The sequence below is a fragment of the Tsukamurella sp. USMM236 genome (genome assembly GCF_037148755.1).
Taxonomy (GTDB): domain Bacteria; phylum Actinomycetota; class Actinomycetes; order Mycobacteriales; family Mycobacteriaceae; genus Tsukamurella.
Window position 1 is genome coordinate 33,987 of sequence record NZ_JBBCSS010000001.1, and the last position, 20,499, is coordinate 54,485.

Annotated in this window: 17 protein-coding genes; 6 read left to right on the forward strand and 11 right to left on the reverse strand. The window is 72.5% G+C overall.

What is annotated here, in order from left to right:
• Positions 1-289: 289 nt before the first annotated feature.
• Genes WFK95_RS00170 through WFK95_RS00180 form a run of 3 tightly spaced genes read left to right on the forward strand, consistent with a single transcriptional unit; the run spans position 290 to position 2,633 of the window.
• A complete protein-coding gene (locus WFK95_RS00170) occupies positions 290-1,843 on the forward strand; it encodes a sugar transferase (protein WP_224644843.1) in 1,554 nt (517 codons plus the stop codon).
• A 20-nt stretch (positions 1,844-1,863) separates the two neighbouring features.
• Entirely contained in the window at positions 1,864-2,277 is a 414-nt protein-coding gene (locus WFK95_RS00175) for a hypothetical protein (RefSeq protein ID WP_336669521.1), read from the forward strand.
• Positions 2,274-2,633, forward strand: a complete 360-nt coding sequence (locus WFK95_RS00180; protein WP_336669522.1) for a hypothetical protein — start codon at positions 2,274-2,276, stop codon at positions 2,631-2,633. Before WFK95_RS00175 ends, WFK95_RS00180 begins: the two co-directional genes overlap by 4 nt.
• Here WFK95_RS00180 and WFK95_RS00185 read toward each other — a convergent pair.
• The 10 genes from WFK95_RS00185 to WFK95_RS00230 form a co-directional block, all read right to left on the reverse strand.
• Positions 2,611-3,675, reverse strand: coding sequence for a threonine aldolase family protein (locus WFK95_RS00185; RefSeq protein WP_336669523.1), 1,065 nt, complete (start codon positions 3,673-3,675; stop codon positions 2,611-2,613). The genes WFK95_RS00180 and WFK95_RS00185 overlap by 23 nt on opposite strands.
• The gene (locus WFK95_RS00190; RefSeq protein WP_336669524.1) at positions 3,672-4,376 is read right to left on the reverse strand and encodes an SDR family NAD(P)-dependent oxidoreductase; all 705 of its coding nucleotides are present in this window, start codon (positions 4,374-4,376) and stop codon (positions 3,672-3,674) included. The genes WFK95_RS00185 and WFK95_RS00190 overlap by 4 nt, the downstream gene beginning before the upstream one ends.
• Complete coding sequence (locus WFK95_RS00195) at positions 4,373-6,481, reverse strand: DUF6421 family protein (RefSeq protein WP_336669525.1); 2,109 nt, start codon at positions 6,479-6,481, stop codon at positions 4,373-4,375. Before WFK95_RS00195 ends, WFK95_RS00190 begins: the two co-directional genes overlap by 4 nt.
• 106 nt (positions 6,482-6,587) lie before the next feature.
• Positions 6,588-7,145: a YdcF family protein gene (locus WFK95_RS00200; RefSeq protein ID WP_336669526.1), complete on the reverse strand. Its 558-nt coding sequence runs from the start codon at positions 7,143-7,145 to the stop codon at positions 6,588-6,590.
• Positions 7,146-7,197: 52 nt separating this feature from the next.
• Positions 7,198-8,655 carry an NAD-dependent succinate-semialdehyde dehydrogenase gene (locus WFK95_RS00205; protein WP_336669527.1) on the reverse strand — a complete coding sequence of 486 codons (1,458 nt, stop codon included), beginning with the start codon at positions 8,653-8,655 and terminating at the stop codon, positions 7,198-7,200.
• A 176-nt stretch (positions 8,656-8,831) separates the two neighbouring features.
• The gene (gene gabT / locus WFK95_RS00210; RefSeq protein ID WP_336669528.1) at positions 8,832-10,196 is read right to left on the reverse strand and encodes a 4-aminobutyrate--2-oxoglutarate transaminase; all 1,365 of its coding nucleotides are present in this window, start codon (positions 10,194-10,196) and stop codon (positions 8,832-8,834) included.
• The gene (locus tag WFK95_RS00215; protein ID WP_336669529.1) at positions 10,193-11,767 is read right to left on the reverse strand and encodes an APC family permease; all 1,575 of its coding nucleotides are present in this window, start codon (positions 11,765-11,767) and stop codon (positions 10,193-10,195) included. Before WFK95_RS00215 ends, gabT begins: the two co-directional genes overlap by 4 nt.
• Positions 11,764-12,630, reverse strand: a complete 867-nt coding sequence (locus WFK95_RS00220) for a universal stress protein (RefSeq protein WP_336669530.1) — start codon at positions 12,628-12,630, stop codon at positions 11,764-11,766. Before WFK95_RS00220 ends, WFK95_RS00215 begins: the two co-directional genes overlap by 4 nt.
• Entirely contained in the window at positions 12,627-14,615 is a 1,989-nt protein-coding gene (locus tag WFK95_RS00225) for a primary-amine oxidase (protein ID WP_336669531.1), read from the reverse strand. The genes WFK95_RS00220 and WFK95_RS00225 overlap by 4 nt, the downstream gene beginning before the upstream one ends.
• A 57-nt stretch (positions 14,616-14,672) precedes the next feature.
• Positions 14,673-16,100 carry an aminobutyraldehyde dehydrogenase gene (locus tag WFK95_RS00230; protein WP_336669532.1) on the reverse strand — a complete coding sequence of 476 codons (1,428 nt, stop codon included), beginning with the start codon at positions 16,098-16,100 and terminating at the stop codon, positions 14,673-14,675.
• Positions 16,101-16,214: 114 nt separating this feature from the next.
• Between WFK95_RS00230 and WFK95_RS00235 the strand changes: the two genes are divergently transcribed.
• Positions 16,215-17,741 (forward strand): PucR family transcriptional regulator, encoded by a 1,527-nt coding sequence (locus WFK95_RS00235; RefSeq protein ID WP_336669533.1) that lies wholly within the window; start codon positions 16,215-16,217, stop codon positions 17,739-17,741.
• Here the strand turns inward: WFK95_RS00235 and WFK95_RS00240 are convergent.
• Positions 17,712-18,353, reverse strand: coding sequence for a TetR/AcrR family transcriptional regulator C-terminal domain-containing protein (locus WFK95_RS00240; protein ID WP_336669534.1), 642 nt, complete (start codon positions 18,351-18,353; stop codon positions 17,712-17,714). The genes WFK95_RS00235 and WFK95_RS00240 overlap by 30 nt on opposite strands.
• Before the next feature lie 120 nt (positions 18,354-18,473).
• Between WFK95_RS00240 and WFK95_RS00245 the strand changes: the two genes are divergently transcribed.
• Positions 18,474-19,451 carry a nitrilase-related carbon-nitrogen hydrolase gene (locus tag WFK95_RS00245; RefSeq protein ID WP_336669535.1) on the forward strand — a complete coding sequence of 326 codons (978 nt, stop codon included), beginning with the start codon at positions 18,474-18,476 and terminating at the stop codon, positions 19,449-19,451.
• A complete protein-coding gene (locus WFK95_RS00250) occupies positions 19,448-20,467 on the forward strand; it encodes an agmatine deiminase family protein (RefSeq protein WP_224644858.1) in 1,020 nt (339 codons plus the stop codon). Before WFK95_RS00245 ends, WFK95_RS00250 begins: the two co-directional genes overlap by 4 nt.
• Positions 20,468-20,499: the final 32 nt, after the last annotated feature.

Consider the following 20,499-nt stretch of genomic DNA (forward strand, 5'->3'; position numbering starts at 1 on the left):
GAGTCGAGGGGTGCCGTCGCGGAAGGACCGAGGCCCGGATGCGGTGAGGATGGCTTGTGAACAGCGCGAACGATGTTCTCGGCGAGTGATTCGCACCGGACCCGGGGGTGGCCGTGAGCACCGTCACGCCACCGGGCGGGGCGATGCGCGCACCGGACCATGAAGACATGAGACGAAGCTCACTGGATTAGCTATTCGCAACTGCAATATGTAGATTGTCGATTCTGGCCTAGTGGGGACGGCGCATTGTTTCGGGCCCGCAGCGACGGACGAATGTGAGGAGCGGGACTTGTCGATCGACACCTGGGCAGCGGCACCTGTCGCCCCGGCGGAGCCCTTGCCCGTCGCCGTCATCACGCCCGAGAAGACCTCGACCGCCGCGCCCGACCACTCGGCTTCGTCGACCCCCATGATCGCCGTGCCGCGGGTTCCTTCGGCCCGCGCGGTGGCAGATGCCCACCGGACCCGCCTGAGCCGTCGGATCGTCGCCGCGGACGCGGCCGTCGCCGTCGCGGCCTCCGCCGCGGGACTCACGGTCGGCTACGCCGAAGGCGAGAGCGTCCCCGAACTGGCGGCCATCGTCATCGGAGCGAACCTGTTCTGGTTCCTCCGCCTCTGGCGCTCCCGGCCGATGGCCCTGCCCCTCCTCCAGCTCGGCTCGCCCGAGCTGCGCCGCGTGCTCGTCACGGCTCAGCTCGTCTACGGGCCGCTGGCGCTGATCGAGCTGCTCTTCCCCTGGATGCTCCCGCACGCGCTGTTCGTCGCCTCGGCGCCCGTCGCCGTGGCCGGCGCGCTCCTCGTGCGTCTCCGGTTCCGGCACAGCGCCGCCGCCGTGGCCCCGGTGCCCACGCTCGTGGTCGGCGGCTTCGCCTCGGCCACCGCGTCCGCCCGGAGCCTGCTCCAGGCCGACACCGCGGGCGCGCAGGTCGTCGGCGTCTGCCTCCCCGCGAACGACGCCGTCGTGGTCGACGCGATCGAGCTCTCCGGCACGCGGATCCCCGTCGTGGGCACCGACCGCACGGTGATCGAGTCGGCGCGCGAGACCGGCGCCGGGATCGTGGTGCTCACCGCCACGGACTCGCTCGGCCCCGACGACGTCCGTGAGCTTATGTGGCAGCTCGCCGCGGAGGGCATCGAACTCGTGGTCACGGCCGGCCTGCCCGACGTCGCCCGCGCCCGCATGGTCACCGGCTCCGTCGGGCGCACCCCGATGACGCACGTCGCCGCGCCGCAGCCCGCGCGCTCCTACGGGCTCGGTAAGCGCCTGCTCGACCTCGCGGTCGCCGGCACCGGCGTGCTCGTGACGGCTCCCGTGATGCTCGTGATCGCCGCCGCGGTCAAGGCGGACAGCCGCGGCCCCGTCTTCTACCGCGCCCAGCGCGTCGGCGCGGGCGGCGAGCTCTTCGACATGATCAAGTTCCGCAGCATGCACGTCGACTCCGATGTCCGGCGCGACGTGCTGGCGGACGAGAACATGGGCGCCGGACCGCTGTTCAAGGTCAAGAACGATCCTCGGGTCACCCGGGTGGGCCGGTTCATCCGCCGGTACAGCCTGGACGAGCTGCCGCAGTTCTTCAACGTGCTCGGCGGGTCGATGTCGGTGGTCGGACCGCGCCCGGCGCTCGCGCACGAGGTCGAGCAGTATCCGCCGGTCATGCTCCGCCGGATGCTGGTCAAGCCCGGCGTCACCGGCGCTTGGCAGGTCAACGGCCGGTCGAATCTCAGCTGGGACGAGTCGATCCGGCTCGACGTGGGCTACGTCGAGAACTGGTCGCTCGGCCGGGACGTGGGCATCATCGCGCGGACCGTGCGCACGGTGCTCGCCTCCGACGGCGCGTACTGACGGGACGTATCGTCGTCGGAGTGCAGGAGATCCCACCCCCTCCGACGGTGTCCGACGGCCCGCGGCTGCCCACCGACCGCCGCACGCTGGCGTGCGTCGCGCTCGGCGGCGCTCTGGCCGCCGTCGCCGCGAGCCGGCTCTCCTCCGCGCCGGCGTGGCGGGCCCTGGAGTTCGACGTCCGGATCGCGGGCCTCGCCGTGCTCTCGCTCCTGACCGGGGCGCTCTTCGCCCTCCGCGACGTGATCGGCGACCGCTGGTTCGCCTTCCTCGTCTTCGGGGTCCTGGCGGGATTCGGCTCGGTGGGCGTCTACGGCCTGGTGTCCCTGCTCGCGATGCCCCCGTCGGCGGGTGTGCGCTTCCTGTTCGCGGCCCCCGCCGTCGCGGCCCTGGGGATGGCCGCGGGCCGGGCGATCGTGCGGAGGGCGCGGCGATGACGCTGCTCGTCGCGCTCGCCGGGGCGGCCGGTTCGGTGCTCGGCTACCGGCTCCTCGCGGGCGGGCCCCGCTGGACCCGGATGCTGTGCGTCACCATCGCGGTCTCGGCCGTGTTGGGCGGCACTGCCCGGCTGGTGCGCATCGTGGGCGACACGGGTTTCGCCGCCCTCCCCGTCGCCCTGCTCGGGCCGATCGTCACCTTCCTGGGGATCGGCTGGTGGCTCACCGAGGCGCCGCGCCGCGACGCCTGGCGGGCCGCCCTCGTGGTGGGCGGCGGCGTCGCCGCGGCGATCCTCGGCTACCTCTCGATCGACCTCATGGGCCTGGCCTACGTCAAATTCCCACGGTTCGGCTGAGCTCCTCGGCGACGAGGGCGGCGAAGCCGCGGACGTCGTCCTCGGTGGTGTCCCAGGCGCACATCCAGCGGACCTCGCCGCGGATCTCGTCCCAGAAGTAGAACGGCACCCGCTCCATGAGCGCCTCGGCGGCGGCGTGCGGGAGCTCGGCGAAGACGGCGTTGGACTGCACCGGCTGGGTGATCGTCACCCCGTCGATCCCGCCGGTGAGCTCGGCGAGGAGCCGCGCCATCGCGTTCGCGTGCCCGGCGACCCGCAGGTACCGGTCGTCCGAGAACAGCGCGAGGAACTGCGCGGCCAGGAAGCGCTGCTTCGAGGCCAGCTGCATCGACAGCTTGCGCACGTACTCGATCCCGGGCGCGGAGGCCGCGTCGAGCACGACCACCAGCTCCGCGCCGAGCAGGCCGCTCTTGGTGCCGCCGACGCTCACGATGTCGGCGCCGACGTCGGTGGTGATCGCCCGCAGGTCCGTGCCGAGGCTCGCGGCCGCGTTCGCCAGGCGCGAGCCGTCGATGTGCAGCAGCCAGCCGCGCTCGTGGGCGTACGCGGCGAGGGACCGCAGCTCGTCCGGGCTGTAGACCGTGCCGAGTTCGGTGGACTGCGCCACCGAGAGCACCCGCGGCTGCGCCCAGTGCACGTCGCCCGCGCGGTCGGGCACGGCGGCGGTGATGGCCTCGGGGGTCAGCTTGCCCTCGGTGGTGGGCACGACGAAGAGCTTGAGCCCGGCGAGCTTCTCCGGGGCGCCGCCCTCGTCGACGTGGATGTGGCCGGTATCGGCGCAGACCACCGCGGACCAGCGGTCGGAGACCGCCGACAGGGCGACGACGTTCGCGCCGGTGCCGTTGAAGACGGGGAAGGCCTTCGCCCCGGCGCCGAAGATCTCGGCGATCCGCTCGCCGAGCGCGGCGGTGTAGTCGTCGGCGCCGTACGCGCCCTGGTGCCCGAGGTTGGCCTCGGCGATCGCCTCGAGCACCTCCGGCAGCACGCCGGCGTAGTTGTCGCTCGCGAATCCGCGCTTGGCGGGATCGTGCAGGCGGGTCATGCGGTCACCTCCGGTACCAGGGTGTCGACGATGCCGTTGACCTCGGCCGCGGGGGCGTCCCACAGTGCGACGAGGCGGTCGGCCACGTCGCCGATGGGCGTGTAGCGCGGGAACTTCCGCTCCGGGGCGTCGGCCCGCATCTGCGGAGTGAGCAGCGCCATGACCCGCAGGACCGCCGCGGCCGCGCCGGTCCCGGCGAAGCCGTCGGCCAGGGCGAGGGTCCACGCCTCGGCCGCGGCCTTGGCGGAGGCGTACATAGCGTTCTTCGCGGTCGGCTTCGCCACGGAGACCGAGGAGATGACGGCGACGCGCGCGTCCTCGCTGGCGGCGAGCGCCGGGTACAGCGGCTGCGAGACGTTCTGCAGGCTGCGGATCAGGCCCGCCTCGAGGAAGTCCCAGTCGGCGGGGTCGGCCTCGTCGATCGGCGTGCCGCCGCGCCAGCCGCCCACCAGGTGCAGCAGGCCGTCGGCGCCGCCGTGCTCGGCGACGATGCGGCGCACCGCCTCCGCGGTGGCCTCCCGGTCGGACAGGTCCGCGCGGTAGGCGCTGACGCCGTCGAGGGAGGCGATCGCCTCCGCCGGGGCGCCGCGCGTGATCACCGCGGGCTTCGCCCCGGCGGCGACGAGCCGCCGCACCACCTCCTGGCCCAGTGCCCCGTTCGCGCCCGTCACCACGACGGTGCGCCCCGTCACCCCGCTCATGCCGGTACCTCCGTCGCCGTCGCCGCCGTGATGCCCTTCGCGCTCTCGATCACAGGACCCATCTTGCGCCGCAGCGCCTCGTAGAACATGTTGAGGGGGAACTCGTCGGGGAGGACGAGGTCCACCAGGGCCTTCGGCGGACCGTCGAGCGGCAGGGCCGACGGGCCCTTCGCCCAGGTCGAACCGGGGCCGGGCGCGACGTAGGAGGAGACGAACTCGTAGCTCGCGAGCCACTGGCCCACCTTCGACCGGTCGATGCCGGTGCGGTAGAGCTCCTCGATCTCCTCGGTCAGCCGGATCACCTGGAGCGGCAGCTCCTTCCAGTCGAAGGAGAGGCGGTTGTCGCGCCAGCGCAGCGCGCCGTGCCGGTGCAGGTAGGCGAACAGGAGCTGCCCGCCGAGGCCGTCGTAGTTGCGTACGCGGTCCCCGGTGATGGGGAAGCGGAAGAGGCGGTCGCAGAGGATCGCCAGCTGCACCGGCAGCCCGTACGGGTGGCCCTCCTGCTGGAGGCGGTACGCCTCGCGGAAGGTGGTCAGGTCGCAGCGCAGCTCCTCGAGCGAGTACTGCCAGTACGGCATCCGCTGCTTGATCATGAACGGATCGAAGGGCAGGTCCCCCCGGCTGTGCGTGCGGTCGTGGATCAGGTCCCACAGCGCGAACGTCGACTGGGCGAGGGACTGCGAGGCGACGAGCCGCTCGCCGTCTGGCGGCAGGCGCAGCGAGAGGATCTCGGCGGCCGCGCTCGTCACCCGGCGGAACCGGGCCGCCTCGCGGTCGCAGAAGATGGCGCCCCAGTGGAACTCCGGGGTCTGCGCGACGGTCACGGTCTCGGGGAAGAGCACCGCGGAGTGGGTGTGGTAGCCGGGGGTGAAGTCCTCGAAGGCCACGGCCAGGAACTGGCGGTTGTCGAAGACGCGCTCGGTCTCGGCCAGCCACTGCGGCCAGACGACGCGCAGCAGCACCGCCTCGAAGACCTTGCCCGCGTTGCCGTTCTGCGTGTACATGGGGAAGACGACGAGATGCTCGGCACCGTCGACCCGGTTCCGGTCCGGGCGGAACGCCGCGAGGGACTCGTCGAACTCGGGGCGCTCGAAACCACCCTCGATCCACCGCCGGAAGTCGAAGGGCAGCGCGGCGAGGTACTCGGCGTCGTGGGGGAAGCGGGGGGCCAGCGCGGCGATCCGCGTCACGATCTCGTCGACCAGGTCGCCGGCGCGGCCGTGATCGGCGGCGTCCGGGACGGCGCCGGACGCGTCCTGCAGGCCGCGCAGCTCCTCCACGGCGGCCTTGAGCGCGGCCCAGTCGGGGGTGCTCGCGGCGCCGGAGTCGGTGGTGGCGGGCACGTCCTCGTGGGCGCCGGCGGCCCAGGTGACCGCGTTGGCCCAGAGGGTGCGCTGGTCGAGGTCGTCGATCGAGTCGTCGCCGACGAGGTCCGAGTCCGCGAAGACCACGACGCGGCCGCGATCGACCTGCAGTGCCGCGGCGAGGGGCCGACCGGCGGGCGCGGCGGTGTCGCTGGTGCGGGCCAGGATCGTCGCGTCGGGCGCGGCGGCGAGGTCGAGGACGCCGGTGCGGTAGAAGCACGCGCCGTCGACGGCGGCGGCGATGCCCTGGCCGCCCAGCTCGGGCGCGATGTCCGAGCGGACCCAGGTGGCGTTGCCGCCGTGCCTGCGCTCGCCCGCGGCCTCCTGCACGACCACCGACTCCACGTGCACCCCGAACCGGCCGAGCAGCTCGTCGAGGTTGTTGCCCGAGGTCGCGGTGTCGCACTCGGCGAGCACCACGAGCCCGCCGCCGTCCCGGACGTAGCGCTCGATCGCGTCGAGCTCGTCGGAGGCGTAGACGGGCGGTAGGTCACCCGTGACGCGCTCGACGCCCGGCCGCGCGAGGTGCGGAATCACGTAGACATCGGCCGCGGCCAGCTCCGCGGCGCCGATGTGCGGGGCGAGGGCGTCGGTCACCGTCATGCCGCGGCGACGGAGCGTGTCGACCGCTTCGGCCAGGCTCGCGTCGGCCGGGTTCGGGGGAACCATCTCGCGCGCCCGGTCGAGCGACGTGGCCCACGCACAGCTGCGGGCCTGCTCCACCTGCACGCGAGGGAACACCGCATCGTCTGACATATCCGTACCGGCCTTTCACCTCTTACGCACGATCTTGACGCAACCTTAACGCCCGAGCGCTCTCGGAGGAAGTGGAACCGGCGCGAAGGCCCTAGCCGCAGCCGCCCTGGACCACGGCCTTCGCCGTGCCCACGAACTGGTAGAGGTAGATCAGCTCCCAGTCGGCGGGGCCGTAGTCGTACTCGCGGGGGACCGCCCGCATGACGGTGTCGCCGGAGAAGCAGTTGCCGTAGATGTAGCGCGAGCGGGTCAGGTGATAGCCCCAGCTGATCACGATCACGGAGGTCCAGCCGTGCTGCTTCGCGAGCCGCTCGGTGAAGATCGCCTCGCCGCGGGTGGTGCTCGGCACGGGTACCTCGCAGGTCACGCTGATGTCGCCCACGCGGGTACCGCACAGCTCCCGCATCGTGCGGTCGTGGTCGTAGGGGTTCGAGAGCACGACGTTCTTCGACCAGCCCTCCTGGGCGAGCCGGATGCCGTACTCCTCACGGCCGTCGTGCTCGCCGCCGAGCACGATGATCGCGTCGACCTTGCGGAGGGGATCCTGCTGGTCGCCGCCGAACAGCAGGTACCCGGCGCCCCCGACCACGGCGAGCGCCAGGACCACGACGAGCGTCGCGCCCCACAGGAGTTGTTGCAATCGACGCACGTCGCCACCCTACCGGCGCGCGGGAGCGCCACCCGCACGCGTGCGGGCCCCGTCACACGGGCGGGAGCGCGATGTACTTCGTGTTCAGGTACTCCTCGATGCCCTCGCTGCCGCCCTCGGAGCCGAGGCCGGACTGCTTGATCCCGCCGAACGGGGCCGCGGGATCGGAGATGACGCCGCGGTTGACGCCGACCATGCCGGCCTGCAGCCGCCGCGCGACGCGCTGCGCCCGCCCGACGTTCTCCGTGAAGAAGTACGCGGCGAGGCCGTACTCGGTGTCGTTGGCCATCGCCACGCCCTGCTCCTCGGTGTCGAAGCCGACGATCGCGGCGACGGGGCCGAAGATCTCGTCGCGGCGGATGCGGGCGTCGTCGGGCAGGCCGTCGATGACGGTGGGCTCGTAGAAGAACCCGGCACCGTCGACGGGCTTGCCGCCCGTGCGGACGGTGGCGCCGGCGGCGACGGCCTCGTCGACGAGCGCGGCGATGGAGCCGCGCTGCTTGGCGTTGATGATCGGGCCGATGGCGGACTCGGCGTCCCAGCCCGGACCGACCCGCATCGCCGCGACGCGCTCGGTGAGCTTGGTGGTGAAGGCCTCGCGGATGCCGTTCTGCACCAGGATGCGGTTGGCTGCGGTGCAGGCCTCGCCGCCGTTGCGCATCTTGGCGAGCATGGCGCCGTCGACGGCCTTGTCGAGATCGGCGTCGTCGAACACCACGAAGGGGGCGCTGCCGCCCAGCTCCATCGAGGTGCGCAGCACGTTGTTCGCCGCCTGGGCGAGGAGGATCTTCCCGACGCCGGTGGAGCCCGTGAACGAGACCTTCCGCAGCCGCGGGTCCGCCATGAGTCCGCCCACGACGGTGGGAGCGTCCAGCGTGGGCAGCACCGACAGGACGCCGGGCGGCAGGCCCACGTCGGCGAAGATCTGCGCGAGCAGCAGCATGGTGAGCGGGGTGTCCTCGGCCGGCTTGACGATCACAGTGCAGCCGGCGGCCAGGGCGGGCCCGATCTTGCGGGTGCCCATGGCCAGGGGGAAGTTCCACGGCGTGATCGCCAGGCACGGCCCGACGGGTTCCTTGACGACGGCGATCTCGCCGGTGCCGGCGGGCGCGGTCGCGGTGCGGCCGCCGATGCGCACGGCCTCCTCGGAGAACCAGCGCAGGAACTCGGCGCCGTAGGCCACCTCGCCGCGGCTCTCGGGCAGGATCTTGCCCATCTCCAGCGTCATGAGCAGCGCGAAGTCGTCGGCACGGGCGGTCACGGCCTCGAACGCGGCGCGCAGGATCTCGGCGCGCACGCGGGGCGCGGTGGCGGCCCACTCGTCGGCGACCGCGCTCGCCGCGTCCAGCGCGGCCGTGGCGTCGGCGGGCGTCGCGTTCGCGACCGACGCGAGGACCTCGCCGGTCGCGGGGTTGATCACGTCGAAGGTGCGGCCGGACTCGCTCGGGGTCGCGCGGCCGTTCAGCCACAGGCCGGTCGGGACGGAGTTGATCAGGTCGGGGACGTTCACGAGGGGCCTTTCGAGGCAGTGGGGCAGGCGGGTGTGACGAGGAGCGGGTACGGGATGCGCGCGGACGGCTCTCGAATTCTGTCCGGTACGGACAGCGTGTCCGGAACGGACAGAATCCGAGAGCGCCGCAACCGGAGGGGGCGCCTCTGCGGCGGGCGAGCGCCCCCGCGGCGCCGCTAGGCGGAGGCCTCGCGGATCGCCGTCTCCAGCACGGTGAGGGCGTCGTCGAGCAGCTCGTCGCCGATCACCAGCGGGGGCAGCAGACGCACGACGTTGCCGTAGGTACCGCAGGTGAGGATTACGACGCCGGCGGCGAGGGCCTTGGCCGCGATGGCCTTGGTCAGCTCGGCATCGGGCTCCGAGGTTCCGGGGTGGACCAGTTCGATCGCGATCATCGCGCCGCGGCCGCGAACGTCGCCGATCACGCCGACCTCGTCGGCCAGGGCCCGCAGCCGGCGCACGGCCGTCTCGCCGATGGCGCGGGCGCGCGCCGGCAGCTGGAGGTCCTCCATCGTGTCCAGCGCGGCGAGCGCCGCGGCGCACGCGACGGGGTTGCCGCCGTAGGTGCCGCCGAGGCCGCCCGCATGCACGGCGTCGAGCAGGTCGGCGCGGCCGGTGATCGCGGACAGCGGCATGCCGCCCGCGATGCCCTTGGCCATGGTGATGATGTCCGGCACCACGCCCTCGTCCTCGCACGCGAACCAGGCGCCGGTGCGGGCGAAGCCGGTCTGCACCTCGTCGGCGATGAAGACCACGCCGTTCTCCTTCGCCCACGCGGCGAGGGCGGGGAGGAAGCCGGGGGCGGGCACGATGAAGCCGCCCTCGCCCTGAATCGGCTCGATGATGATCGCGGCCACCGCGTCGCCGCCGATCTGCTTCTCGATCTGCGTGATGGCGCGGGCCGCTGCGGCCTTGCCGTCGGCGTCGAGTCCGGCGGCCGCGTCGCGGTACGGGTAGGACATCGGCATCCGGTACACCTCGGGCGCGAAGGGCCCGAAGTCCTTCTTGTACGGCATGGTCTTCGCCGTCAGCGCCATCGTCAGGTTGGTGCGCCCGTGGTAGGCGTGGTCGAAGGCGACAACGGCGTCGCGGCCGGTGGTCAGGCGCGCGACCTTGATCGCGTTCTCCACGGCCTCGGCCCCGGAGTTGAACAGCACGGTGCGCTTGTCGTGGTCGCCCGGCGTGAGTGCGTTGAGTCGCTCGGCCACGGCGACGTAGCCCTCGTAGGGGGTCACCATGAAGCAGGTGTGGGTGAAGTGCCGCGCCTGCGTCGCAACGGCTTCCGCCACCCGCGGGTCGGAGGCACCGACGCTGGTCACGGCGATGCCGGAGCCCAGGTCGATGAGCGAGTTGCCGTCCACGTCCACGATGACGCCGCCGTCGGCGTCCGCGGCGTACACGGGCACCGAGGAGCCGACACCGCCGGCGACGGCGGACCGTCGGCGCTCGGCGAGGCGGGCCGACTCCGGTCCCGGGAGGGCGGTCACGAGGTTGCGGACCTGGGGCAGGCGGTAGGTGATCGAGGGGGTCGTTGCGGTCATGGGAGGGTCTCCTTGTCGACGTCGACGGGGGCGATGGTGCGGCGGAGGGTCTCGCCGCGGAAGAAGGCGGGGTGGGTGGCCCGCCGGATCAGCATGAGGACGGCGCCCAGCAGGAGCAGGCCGAACCCGATGTAGAAGACGAGCCCGATGCCGAACAGCGAGGAGCCGCTGCCGTTCTCGGGATTCAGGCTCTCCTGCACCGAGATCACGAAGACGACCGCGAGGATCGTCCCGCCGATCAGCGGGAACAGGAACTTGTAGACGATGTTGTGCGGGCCGGTGAAGAGCTCGCGGCGGAAGAACCACACGCACGCGAAGGCGGTGATCCCGTAGTACCAGCAGATCATGATGCCGAGCGCGGCGATCGTGTCCAGCAGGGCGCGATCGGAGAGCAGCTTCACCACGGCGTAGAAGACGCCCGTGATGACGCCCGAGACCACGGTCGCGTAGGTCGGCACCAGGTACCGGGGGTGGATCGCGGCGAGCTTCTTGGGGAACGCGCCGTAGGCGCCCATCGCGAGCATGGTCCGCGCGGCGGGCAGGAAGGTGGTCTGCAGGCTGGCGATCGACGAGGCGAAGATCGCGAGGAAGAGCATCAGGCCGCCGAACTCGCCGAGCACCGGGCTCGCCAACGGGCGGAAGACGTTCTCGGAGTTGTCCGGATTGCCCAGCCCGACGCCCTCCGTCCCGACGCCCGCGTACATCATCACGGCGACCGCCACCAGCAGGTAGGTGATGAGGATCGAGACCACGGCGAGCAGGCCGGCGCGGCCGGGCACCGTCTTCGGGTCCTTCGACTCCTCACCCAGGGTGAGGCACGTGTCCCAGCCCCAGAAGGCGAAGATCGAGCCGGTGAGGCCGACGACGAAGGCCGCGATGGTGATGCCGGTGAACGGGTTGAACCAGTCGAGGGAGAAGGAGAGCCCGGTCGGCACGCCGCCGGACCGCACGATCGCGGTGACCGCGAACGCCACCAGCACCACCATCTGGAATCCGACGAGTGCGTACTGCACCTTGGCGCTGGTCGTGATGCCGCGGCCCGCGATGACCGTCGCGATCACCAGGAACAGCAGGGTGGTCGCGATGTTCACCGGCTTGTTCGCGGCGAGGTCGGCGAGCGACTCCTTTCCGGTGACCTGCGCCAGGAACAGGTAGAAGTAGTCCACGGCGATGGCGGCCAGGTTCGAGAGCACGATGATCGTGGCGAGGACCATGCCCCACCCGCACATCCAGCCGATGTAGGGCCCGAACGCCTTGGTGGACCAGGTGAACGACGCGCCGCAGTCGGGCACGCGCGAGTTGAGCTCGCGGTAGGCGTACGCGGTGAGGAACATCGGGATGAAGCCGGCGATGAAGATCGCGGGCATCTTCAGCCCCACCGACGCGACGATCAGGCCGATGCTCGCGGTGAGCGTGTAGCCGGGCGCCACCGTCGAGATCCCGAGGATCGCGCCCGCGAGGGTGCCGATGCTGCCCTGCGCCAGGCCCTTGTCGACGATCTCCGTCCCGCCCGCGGGCCGTACCGGGGCCGCGTCTCCGGGGTCCTCGCGGCCCGTTCCGGCGGTGGTCATGCGAGGCCGGCCCGGGGGACGACGACCATCGGCACGTCGAGGACGCGGAGCATCTTGGCGGCCGTCGAGCCGAGGAACAGGCGCTTCGGCGCGGCGAGGCGGCTCGAGCCCACCATGATCAGGTCGCCGGCATGCCAGTCGAGGCTGTTGACGGCGTCCTCGACGGTGTCGCCGAGGACGACGACCGACTCCACGTCGGCGGTGGCGGGCAGGCGGTTCCGGGCCTCGTCGAGCACGGTGGCCGAGTGCGCGCGGGCCTTCTCGAGGGCCTCCTGGTCGGCCTGGTGCACGCCGGGCATGAGGTCGACCGCGATGAGCGAGACGAGCCGCAGGGGCACGCCCGCGCGCTCGGCGCCCGCGATGGCGGCGTCGAGGAGCTCCTCCGCGCCCGGCCGTGCGCCCACGGCGCAGGTCACCGACCGCACCCGCTCGGCCTTGCTGTGCCGCTGCCCGCGCGGGGCCAGCGCGACGGCGACCGGAGCGGAGTGGATGAGGTCGTTGACCACGGGACCGAGCGAATGCCGGCCCAGCAGGCCGCCGCCCGTCGCGCCGACGACGACGATCGCGGCGTCGAGGCGCTGCGCCTCGGCGATGATGCCCTCCGCGATCGAGTCGTACACGCCGATGTGGGTGGACGCCTCGACGTCGCCCGGCACGAGCTCGCGCGCCTGCGTCAGCCAGGCATCGGCCTGATCCGTGAGGACCTGGTCCACGAGGTCGCCGGAGACGTACGCGCCGGCCTGATCGGGCGGGACCACCATGCCGAGCGCGAGTTCCGCGTTCAGAGAGCGGGCGAGCTGCACGCCGAGCGCGACTGCATCGCGGCCGCCGTCGGTCGCGAGGTAAGCGACGTAGACCTTCATTTCTCTCCCTCACAGCAGGCCGATCCGGCGGCGGCACCGTCGGATTCGGTGGAACAGCAGGACGAGGACTTCGCCGGGGTGGGCGCCACGTCGATCGACGGGTTGCGGTCGAAGAAGCCGAAGGGCTTGAGCCAGAAGCTCACCGTGTCGGCCGGCATGATCGGCCAGTCCTCGGGCCGGGTGATGTGGTGGATGCCGAACGTGTACCAGAGCACCACGTCGGTGTTCTCGATCGACCGGTCGGCCGCGGTCCACGCTGGCAGGCCCATGCCGCCGCCGCCCTGATTCACGAATTCGCCGGCGGGCCAGCGCTCCTCGCGGTCGTTCGGGGTGACCCACAGGGTGTGCTCGATGGCGCGGCAGCGGTCGAGGATGGGGGAGGCCGGGTCGAACATCGCGGGGACGTTCGCGGAGGCCACCAGCTTGTACGACGGGGACGTGCCGAGGCCCGTCTTCACGTTGTCGTTGACCACCTTCCACGACCGCTGCGTCGGGTAGTGCGGGTCCTGCTTGCCCTCGGACTCGGTGCGCAGCGGCGTGTTCACCTGCTGCAGCGACAGGCCGTACGGGTTGTCCGGCCCCGTGGGCACCATCCGCGTCTCGGACTGGTAGACGGTGTTGTTCTCGCCGTCCACGTCGAGGTCCATGCGCGCGACGATGAAGTGCTGGTGGAAGGGCGCGTAGGTGCGCTGGTCGACGAGGGTGCCGTGCGGGTGCGAGCCGCCCTCGGGGAAGTGGCTGACCACCATGATGCCGGTGGCCCGCACCTCGCACTCGATGTTGCCGTCCTCGTAGAACCGCCAGTAGGTGAGGTACTCGTAGTTCGCGACGGTGACGTGGAAGGACACCGTGAGGCGGCGCATGCGACGGACCTCGGCGCCGGCGTGGTGGTCCACGTGCTTCCAGAGGACGGCGTTGTCCTCCTCGTGGATGCAGATCGCGTTGGCGATGTCGTAGGGCTCGCCCTTGCTGTCGTGGAGCGTGGCGTCCAGGTACCGGATCTCGCCGAGGCAGTCGCAGCCGAGCGCGAGCGAGGTGGTCATGAAGCCGAGGCCCCACTCGCCGATGTCGAAGGCGGTGCGGCGGTAGTGGTCCTCGCAGTGGTCGCGGTAGGGGACCATCATCTCGGCGAAGGAGAGCCGGTGCGCGATCTTGCGCACGTTCCCGTTGTCGTTGTAGGTGATCGCGTGCAGGGTCATGCCCTCGCGGTAGTTGAAGCCCACTCGCAGCGACCAGTTCTGCCAGGTCAGCTTGTTGCCCTCGAGGGTGAAGCCGGGGCCCTCGGGCTGGGTGATCTCGAGGGGCTTGCGCTCGGGGCGGGTGCTCGCCTCGCGGAGCTCCTTGGGCAGCATCCGCGGCACGTACTCGCCCATGATCTCCGGGGTGTCCACGCGGAAGGTGTCCTCGATGCGGAGCAGCTCCATGGTGTTCAGGTCGATCACGCAGTGGAAGCCGTTGACGGGACCGGCGTAGGGGTTGGCACCGTCGGACGCCCGGACCCAGGTGTCGGACCAGCCGATCCGGCGCCCCGCGAACTCCTCCGGGATCAGCACCGCGCCGTAGGTCCAGGTGTCCATGAAGACCAGCGACATGTCGGTGTGCCCCCGCGCGGCCAGTGCCGCGATGACGTCGGGGTGCGCGCGCAGGGCCTGATCGGCCTCGTCCCACTCGTCGACGGTGACGTTCGCCTGCACGTCCGGGATGTGGTCGAACGCGGTCACGGTGTCGGAGGTCAGCGAGACGCGGGCCTTGAAGGTGCGGTTCGCGGTGCGGTCGAAGAGCACCGCGACGGCGACGCGCTCAGCGGGCGTCCCGTCGGTGTCGAAGGCGGTGATCTCGGCCTTGCTCGGCTCGAACATCTCGATCGAGGCGTAGCGCCAGTCGGCGTTCACGCCGTGCTCGCGGGCGAGCAGCGCCGTGACGGCGCGGATCTCGTCGGCGGAGAGGGGATCGAGCGGGTGGGCGGCGGGGGAGGCGTTCTGCATCGCGGGGGTGCCTTTCTCGGCGGCTTCGGCGGGCGGTGATCGGCGGTGCGGTCGGGGTCAGTCGTTGCTGCTCATGACGTGCTTGATTCGGGTGTAGTCCTCCAGGCCGTACGCCGAGAGGTCTTTGCCGTAACCCGAGTGCTTGAATCCGCCGTGCGGCATCTCCGCGACGAGCGGGATGTGGCAGTTGATCCACACCGCGCCCGCGTCGATCCGGATGCTCATCCGGTTCGCGGTGGCGTGATCGGTGGTCCACACGCTGGACGCGAGGCCGTACTGCACGCCGTTCGCGAGCGCGACGGCCTCGTCCTCGGTCGCGAAGGGCTGCACCGTGATGATCGGGCCGAAGGTCTCCTCCTGCACGATCGGATCGTCCTGCCGCACGCCCGTGATCACCGTCGGCTCGACGTAGAAGCCCGTCTCGCCCGCGCGCTTCCCGCCGGTCGCCACCGTCGCGTGCGCGGGCAGCGCGGCCAGCTTCTCCATGACGCGGCCGAAGTGGTGCACGTTGTTGAGGGCGCCGTAGAAGGCGTCCGGATCGTCGGGGGCGCCGGGCCGCAGGGTCTGCGCCTGGGCGACCAGGGCCGCGACGAAGGCGTCGTACACGGACTCGTGCACCAGCGCGCGGGTCGCGGCGGTGCAGTCCTGGCCGGCGTTGAAGAACGCGGCCTGCGCGATGCCCTCGGCGGCGCGGGCGACGTCGGCGTCGCCGAAGACCACGGCGGGCGCCTTGCCGCCGAGTTCCAGGTGGGCGCGCTTGAGGTCCGTCGCGGCGGCGGTGGCCACGGCGATGCCGGCGCGGACGGAGCCGGTGATCGCGACCAGCCCGAGCGCGGGGTCGCCGACCAGCCGGGCGCCGACGGCACCGTCGCCGAGCACGACGTTGAGGACGCCGTCGGGGAGGATGTCCTGCGCGATCCGCGCCAGCACCAGCGTCGACTCGGGCGTGGTGTCGGAGGGCTTGAGCACCAGGGTGTTCCCCGCGGCGAGGGCGGGCGCGATCTTCCAGATCGCCATCATGAACGGGTAGTTCCACGGCGTCACCTGGCCGACGACGCCGATCGGCTCGCGCCGCACGTACGAGGTGAAGCCCTCCATGTACTCGCCGGCCGCGCGGCCCTCGAGCAGGCGGGCGGCGCCGGCGAAGAAGCGCACCTGGTCGGCGCAGACCAGGACCTCCTCGGACTTCACCATGGCCGCGAGCTGGCCGGTGTTGCGGACCTGGGCGGCGACGATCTCGTCGGCGTGCTCCTCGATCGCGTCCGCGAGCTTCAGCAGCGCCGCCTGGCGGGCGCTCGGCGTGGTGCGGCCCCAGGTGAGGAACGCGCGCTCGGCCGCGGCGACCGCGGCGGCCACCTCCTCGTCGGTCGAGACCGGCGAGACCGCGACCACGGTCTCGGTCGCCGGGTCGACGATGTCGATCGACGCGGACGACGTCGAGTCGACGAACGCTCCGTCGATGAAGTTCTGGAGGCGGTCGGACATCGCGGCCCTTTCGGTGGGGGACGGGGAAGTCCTCTCACTGTGCGCTGGGTCACTGGGCCGCGCATCTGCCAGAATGGCGAAATCGACGACGTCGACTCGACGGATTGGAGCGGCATGGCGGTCACGGTGCGCTGGCTGCTGGGGCAGCGCGACCTCGGCCTCGGGCTGCGCGCGGGCGCGGCGGCGACGGACGTCCCGATCACCTTCGTCATCACCACCGAGCTCGCCGACCCCACACCCTGGCTCACCGGCGGCGAGATGCTCCTGACCACGGGCATCGGCATCCCGCCCGGCGATGAGGGCTGTCGGGAGTACGTGCGGCGCCTCACCGACCGCGGCGTCTCCGGGCTGGGCTTCGGCGTCGGCGTCTCCCGCGCCAGCGCACCGTCGGCCCTGGTCGACGCGGCCGACGAGTTCGGGCTCGCACTCGTCGACGTGCCCCTGCCGACGCCCTTCGTGGCCGTCGCGCGCACCGTCATCGACGAGATCGCGCGACGCGCGAACGCGGCGCAGGCGGCGGCGGGCCGGGCCCAGCAGCGCATGACTCGCGCGGCGGTCGCGGGCGGGCCCTCGGCGACGCTGCGCGAGCTGTCGGTGGGATCCGGTGGCGCGGCGCTCCTCTTGGACCGCGGCGGCCGGGTCGTCCAGGCGCATCCGGCCGAGCTCGATCCGGCGGTCGCGCGCGAGGTGGGTGAGCAGGCGCGCGCGCACGTCGCGGCGTCCGCGGTCGGGCCCGTGACGGCGCCGTCGACCGACCCGGCCGCCCGGCACGGCACCATCGTCACCCAGCCCATCCGCGTGGGCGACCGCGGCCACGGCCACCTCGGGGTGGTGCTGCCGCGCGAACCCTCGGCGACGGACCACGTGCTCATCGGCCACGCCAACTCCCTGCTCGCACTGGACTTCGAGCGACCGCTGCGGCTGCGGCTCGCGCAGTGGCGGATGAACGCCGCGGCCCTGCGCCTGGTCCTGTCCGCGGGTGGGGACCTCGACGAGGCGGCGCCCTTGGTCGCGGAGGCGGCGGATCCGTCCGGGGTCCGCGCGCTGATGATCCGCGGGGGTGCCGACCCGGAGGCGGTGATCGCCGCGGTCCGGGCGGCGCTGCACGATGCGGGCCGCCCGGTGTTCGTCTCCGAGGCGGCCGGCCCGGGCGGCGTGGTGGCGCTCCTCGGCGGCGACGACGGCCCCGCCTTCGCCGACGCCCTGGTCGCGGGCCTCGCGCCGGGCGAGCGCGGCCGGCTGCAGCTCGGGCTCGGGGCGCCGCACGCGCCGGGCGCGGTGGCCGAGGCGGTCGCGGCGGCGGAACTCGCGGCCCGCGCGGCGCGGCCGGGGGGCGGCACCGTCGACGCCGCGGCGCTGGCCGGGCGGACCCTGTTCACGGACCCCGGCACCCGCGATGCCCTCGCGCGGCTCGACCGCGCGCTGCTGGACCCGCTGCGCGCGCACGACGGCCTCGCCGAGGCGCTCCGGGCGTACCTCGAGCACCACGGCCAGTGGGAGGGGACGGCCGCGGCGCTGGGGGTGCACCGGCACACGGCGCGGGCGCGGGTGGAGCGGGCGGAGGAGCTGCTCGGGGTGGACCTCAAGTCGGCGCGGGTGCGCGCCGAGCTGCTACTGGCGCTGTTGCTCGGCGACGAGTAGCGCCCGCAGGCCCTCGATCAGCGCCGCGAGCCCCAGGTCGAAGGCCTGCAGCGAGCGCTCCGGGCCCGACGGTGCCGCGGCGAGGGCCCGGCGCAGGTCGTCGGTCGCGGCCTCGTCGTCGTCCACCGCGATGGGGACCTCGGGCGCCGAGACGTCGAGCGCCGCTCCCAGCAGGAAGTTCTCGACGCCGACGACGATGCCCATGACCTGCTCGACCGGGAATCCGGCGCGGAGCAGGCCGGTGGTCGCGGCCGCGTACATCGCGAGGTTCTGCCGCCCCCCGATGGTCTCGGTGGCGAGCAGGCGGACCGCGGCGGGGTGCGCGGCGAAGGCGTTGCGGTAGGTGCGGGCCCACGTGTCGAGGGCGCGGTCCCAGGGCTCCACGGCGAAGCAGGCGGCGTCGATGTCGGCGGTCACGAGGTCGCGGACCAGGCCGATGACGCCGGCGCGGCCGTCGACGTGGTGGTAGATCGACGAGACCTGGACGCCGAGCCGGCGGGCCAGCGCCGGCATGCTCAGCGCACCCTCCCGGTCGACGAGCTCCAGGGCCGCCGCGCCGATCGAGGCCCGGTCGAGTTGCGGGGTGCTCGGCCGGCCGACGCGTCTGCTCACCTGCACGAACCTACCCGACGGGACGATTAATCGACAGGCTTTCGATTTGCCTCTTGTGGCAGCGGTCACCCGGGGCTATCGTTTATCGAAAGCCTATCGATAAATTCTGGAGGAACCGAGATGGAGCTCATCGTCGCGCCGGGGATCCCGGCGTCGCCCGCCCGCGTGGACGCCCCCGAGCGGGAGCCGCTGCGCGTCGCGCTCGTGCAGCACCGCTGGCACGACGACGCCGCGCTGCTGGCGGCCGAGCTCACCGATGCCATCGGGCAGGCGGCCGGGGCGGGGGCGAAGGTCGTCTTCCTCTCCGAGATCACCCTGCTGCGCTACCCGGCCTTCGAGCGTGGCGGCGCCCGGCCGAGCGTGCTCGCCGAGGACCTGCTGACCGGTCCCACCTTCGCCCTCGCGGCCGCCGCGGCGAAGGAGCACGGTGTCGTCGTCCACGCCTCCCTCTACGAGCGGCACCCGGACGCGGAGCCGCTGGGCTACAACACCGCGATCATGGTCTCGCCGTCCGGCGAGCTGCTGGCCCGCACCCGCAAGCTGCACATCCCGGTCACCGCCGGCTACTACGAGGACACCTACTTCCTCCGCGGCCCGGCGCAGGCCGACGGTGCCGACCCGTACCCCGTGCACGCGCCCGCCGAGCTCGGCGGCGCCCGCTTCGGCCTCCCCACCTGCTGGGACGAGTGGTTCCCGGAGGTCGCGCGGGCGTACTCCCTGGGCGGCGCCGAGGTCATCGCCTACCCCACGGCGATCGGTTCCGAGCCCGATCACCCCGCGTTCGACACCGCCCCGCTGTGGCGGCAGGTGATCGTCGGCAACGGCATATCGAGCGGCACCTTCATGGTGGTGCCCAACCGGTGGGGGAACGAGGGCGCGATCACGTTCTACGGCAGCTCCTTCATCTCCGACCCGTACGGCCGCATCCTCGTCGAGGCGCCCCGCGACGCCTCGGCCGTACTCGTGGCCGACCTCGACCTGGACCAGCGGCGCGACTGGCTGACCCTGTTCCCCTTCCTCGCCACGCGCCGGCCCGACACCTACGGCCCGCTCGTCGAGCCCGTCGAGGCGAACGGCCCGCTGGGAGGTGCGAAGTGACGTGGCGCATGCCGTCGGAGACGGCGCCCCAGGTCCGCACCTGGATGGCCTACCCCTCGGCCGGCTACTCGCTCGGCGACACCGCCGAGGAGCAGCATTCCGCCCGCACCACGTGGGCCGCGGTCGCGAACGCGGTCGTCGACTTCCAGCCCGTCACCGTCGTGGTCGATCCCGCCGAGCGCGCGGCCGCGGCCCGGTACCTGTCGAGCCGCGTCGACGTGGTCGAGGCGCCGCTCAACGACGCCTGGATGCGCGACATCGGCCCGACCTTCGTCGTCGACGAGGCCGGCCGGCTCGGCGCCGTCGACTGGATCTTCAACGGCTGGGGCGGCCAGTCCTGGGCGACCTGGGACCGGGACAGCCGGATCGGGCGGTTCGTCGCCGACCTCGCCGGCGCCGAGTACCTCGGGTCGGAGCTGGTGAACGAGGGCGGGGGCCTCAACGTCGACGGTGCCGGGACCGTCCTGCTGACCGAGACCGTCCAACTGGATCCGGGCCGCAATCCGGGCCTGACGAAGGCGCAGGTCGAGACCGAGATGGTGCGCACGATCGGCGCCACGCACGCCGTCTGGCTGCCCTTCGGGCTCGCCCGCGACTCCGACACCTTCGGCACCCGCGGCCACGTCGACATCGTCGCGACCATCCCGTCGCCGGGCACCGTCCTGCTGCACGACCAGCGCGACCCGTCGCACCCCGACCACGCGCGGTGCGCCGCCCTGCGGGAGACGTTCGCGGGGTCGACCGACGCCGCGGGCCGGGCCTGGGAGGTGCTCTCGGTCCCCGCCCCGACGGTGCTCCGCGACGACGATGGCTTCGTCGACTACAGCTACATCAACCACGTCGTGGTCAACGGCGCGGTGGTGGCCTGTTCGTTCGACGACCCGAACGACGCCGTGGCGGTGGAGGTCCTGGCGGCCGCCTACCCCGGCCGCGAGATCGTCACCGTCGATGCGCGGCCCCTGTTCGCACGCGGCGGCGGCATCCACTGCATTACGCAGCAGCAGCCCGCGGTCTGAACCGACGCCGTTCGCGCAGTACAGTGCGGACG

Bases quoted from the DNA above. Each gene is read 5' to 3' on its own strand.
- WFK95_RS00180 (WP_336669522.1), top strand. From the start codon at position 2,274: ATGACGCTGCTCGTCGCGCTCGCCGGGGCGGCCGGTTCGGTGCTCGGC.
- WFK95_RS00185 (WP_336669523.1), bottom strand. From the start codon at position 3,675: ATGACCCGCCTGCACGATCCCGCCAAGCGCGGATTCGCGAGCGACAAC.
- WFK95_RS00190 (WP_336669524.1), bottom strand. From the start codon at position 4,376: ATGAGCGGGGTGACGGGGCGCACCGTCGTGGTGACGGGCGCGAACGGG.
- gabT (WP_336669528.1), bottom strand. From the start codon at position 10,196: ATGACCGCAACGACCCCCTCGATCACCTACCGCCTGCCCCAGGTCCGC.
- WFK95_RS00215 (WP_336669529.1), bottom strand. From the start codon at position 11,767: ATGACCACCGCCGGAACGGGCCGCGAGGACCCCGGAGACGCGGCCCCG.
- WFK95_RS00220 (WP_336669530.1), bottom strand. From the start codon at position 12,630: ATGAAGGTCTACGTCGCTTACCTCGCGACCGACGGCGGCCGCGATGCA.
- WFK95_RS00225 (WP_336669531.1), bottom strand. From the start codon at position 14,615: ATGCAGAACGCCTCCCCCGCCGCCCACCCGCTCGATCCCCTCTCCGCC.
- WFK95_RS00230 (WP_336669532.1), bottom strand. From the start codon at position 16,100: ATGTCCGACCGCCTCCAGAACTTCATCGACGGAGCGTTCGTCGACTCG.
- WFK95_RS00235 (WP_336669533.1), top strand. From the start codon at position 16,215: ATGGCGGTCACGGTGCGCTGGCTGCTGGGGCAGCGCGACCTCGGCCTC.
- WFK95_RS00245 (WP_336669535.1), top strand. From the start codon at position 18,474: ATGGAGCTCATCGTCGCGCCGGGGATCCCGGCGTCGCCCGCCCGCGTG.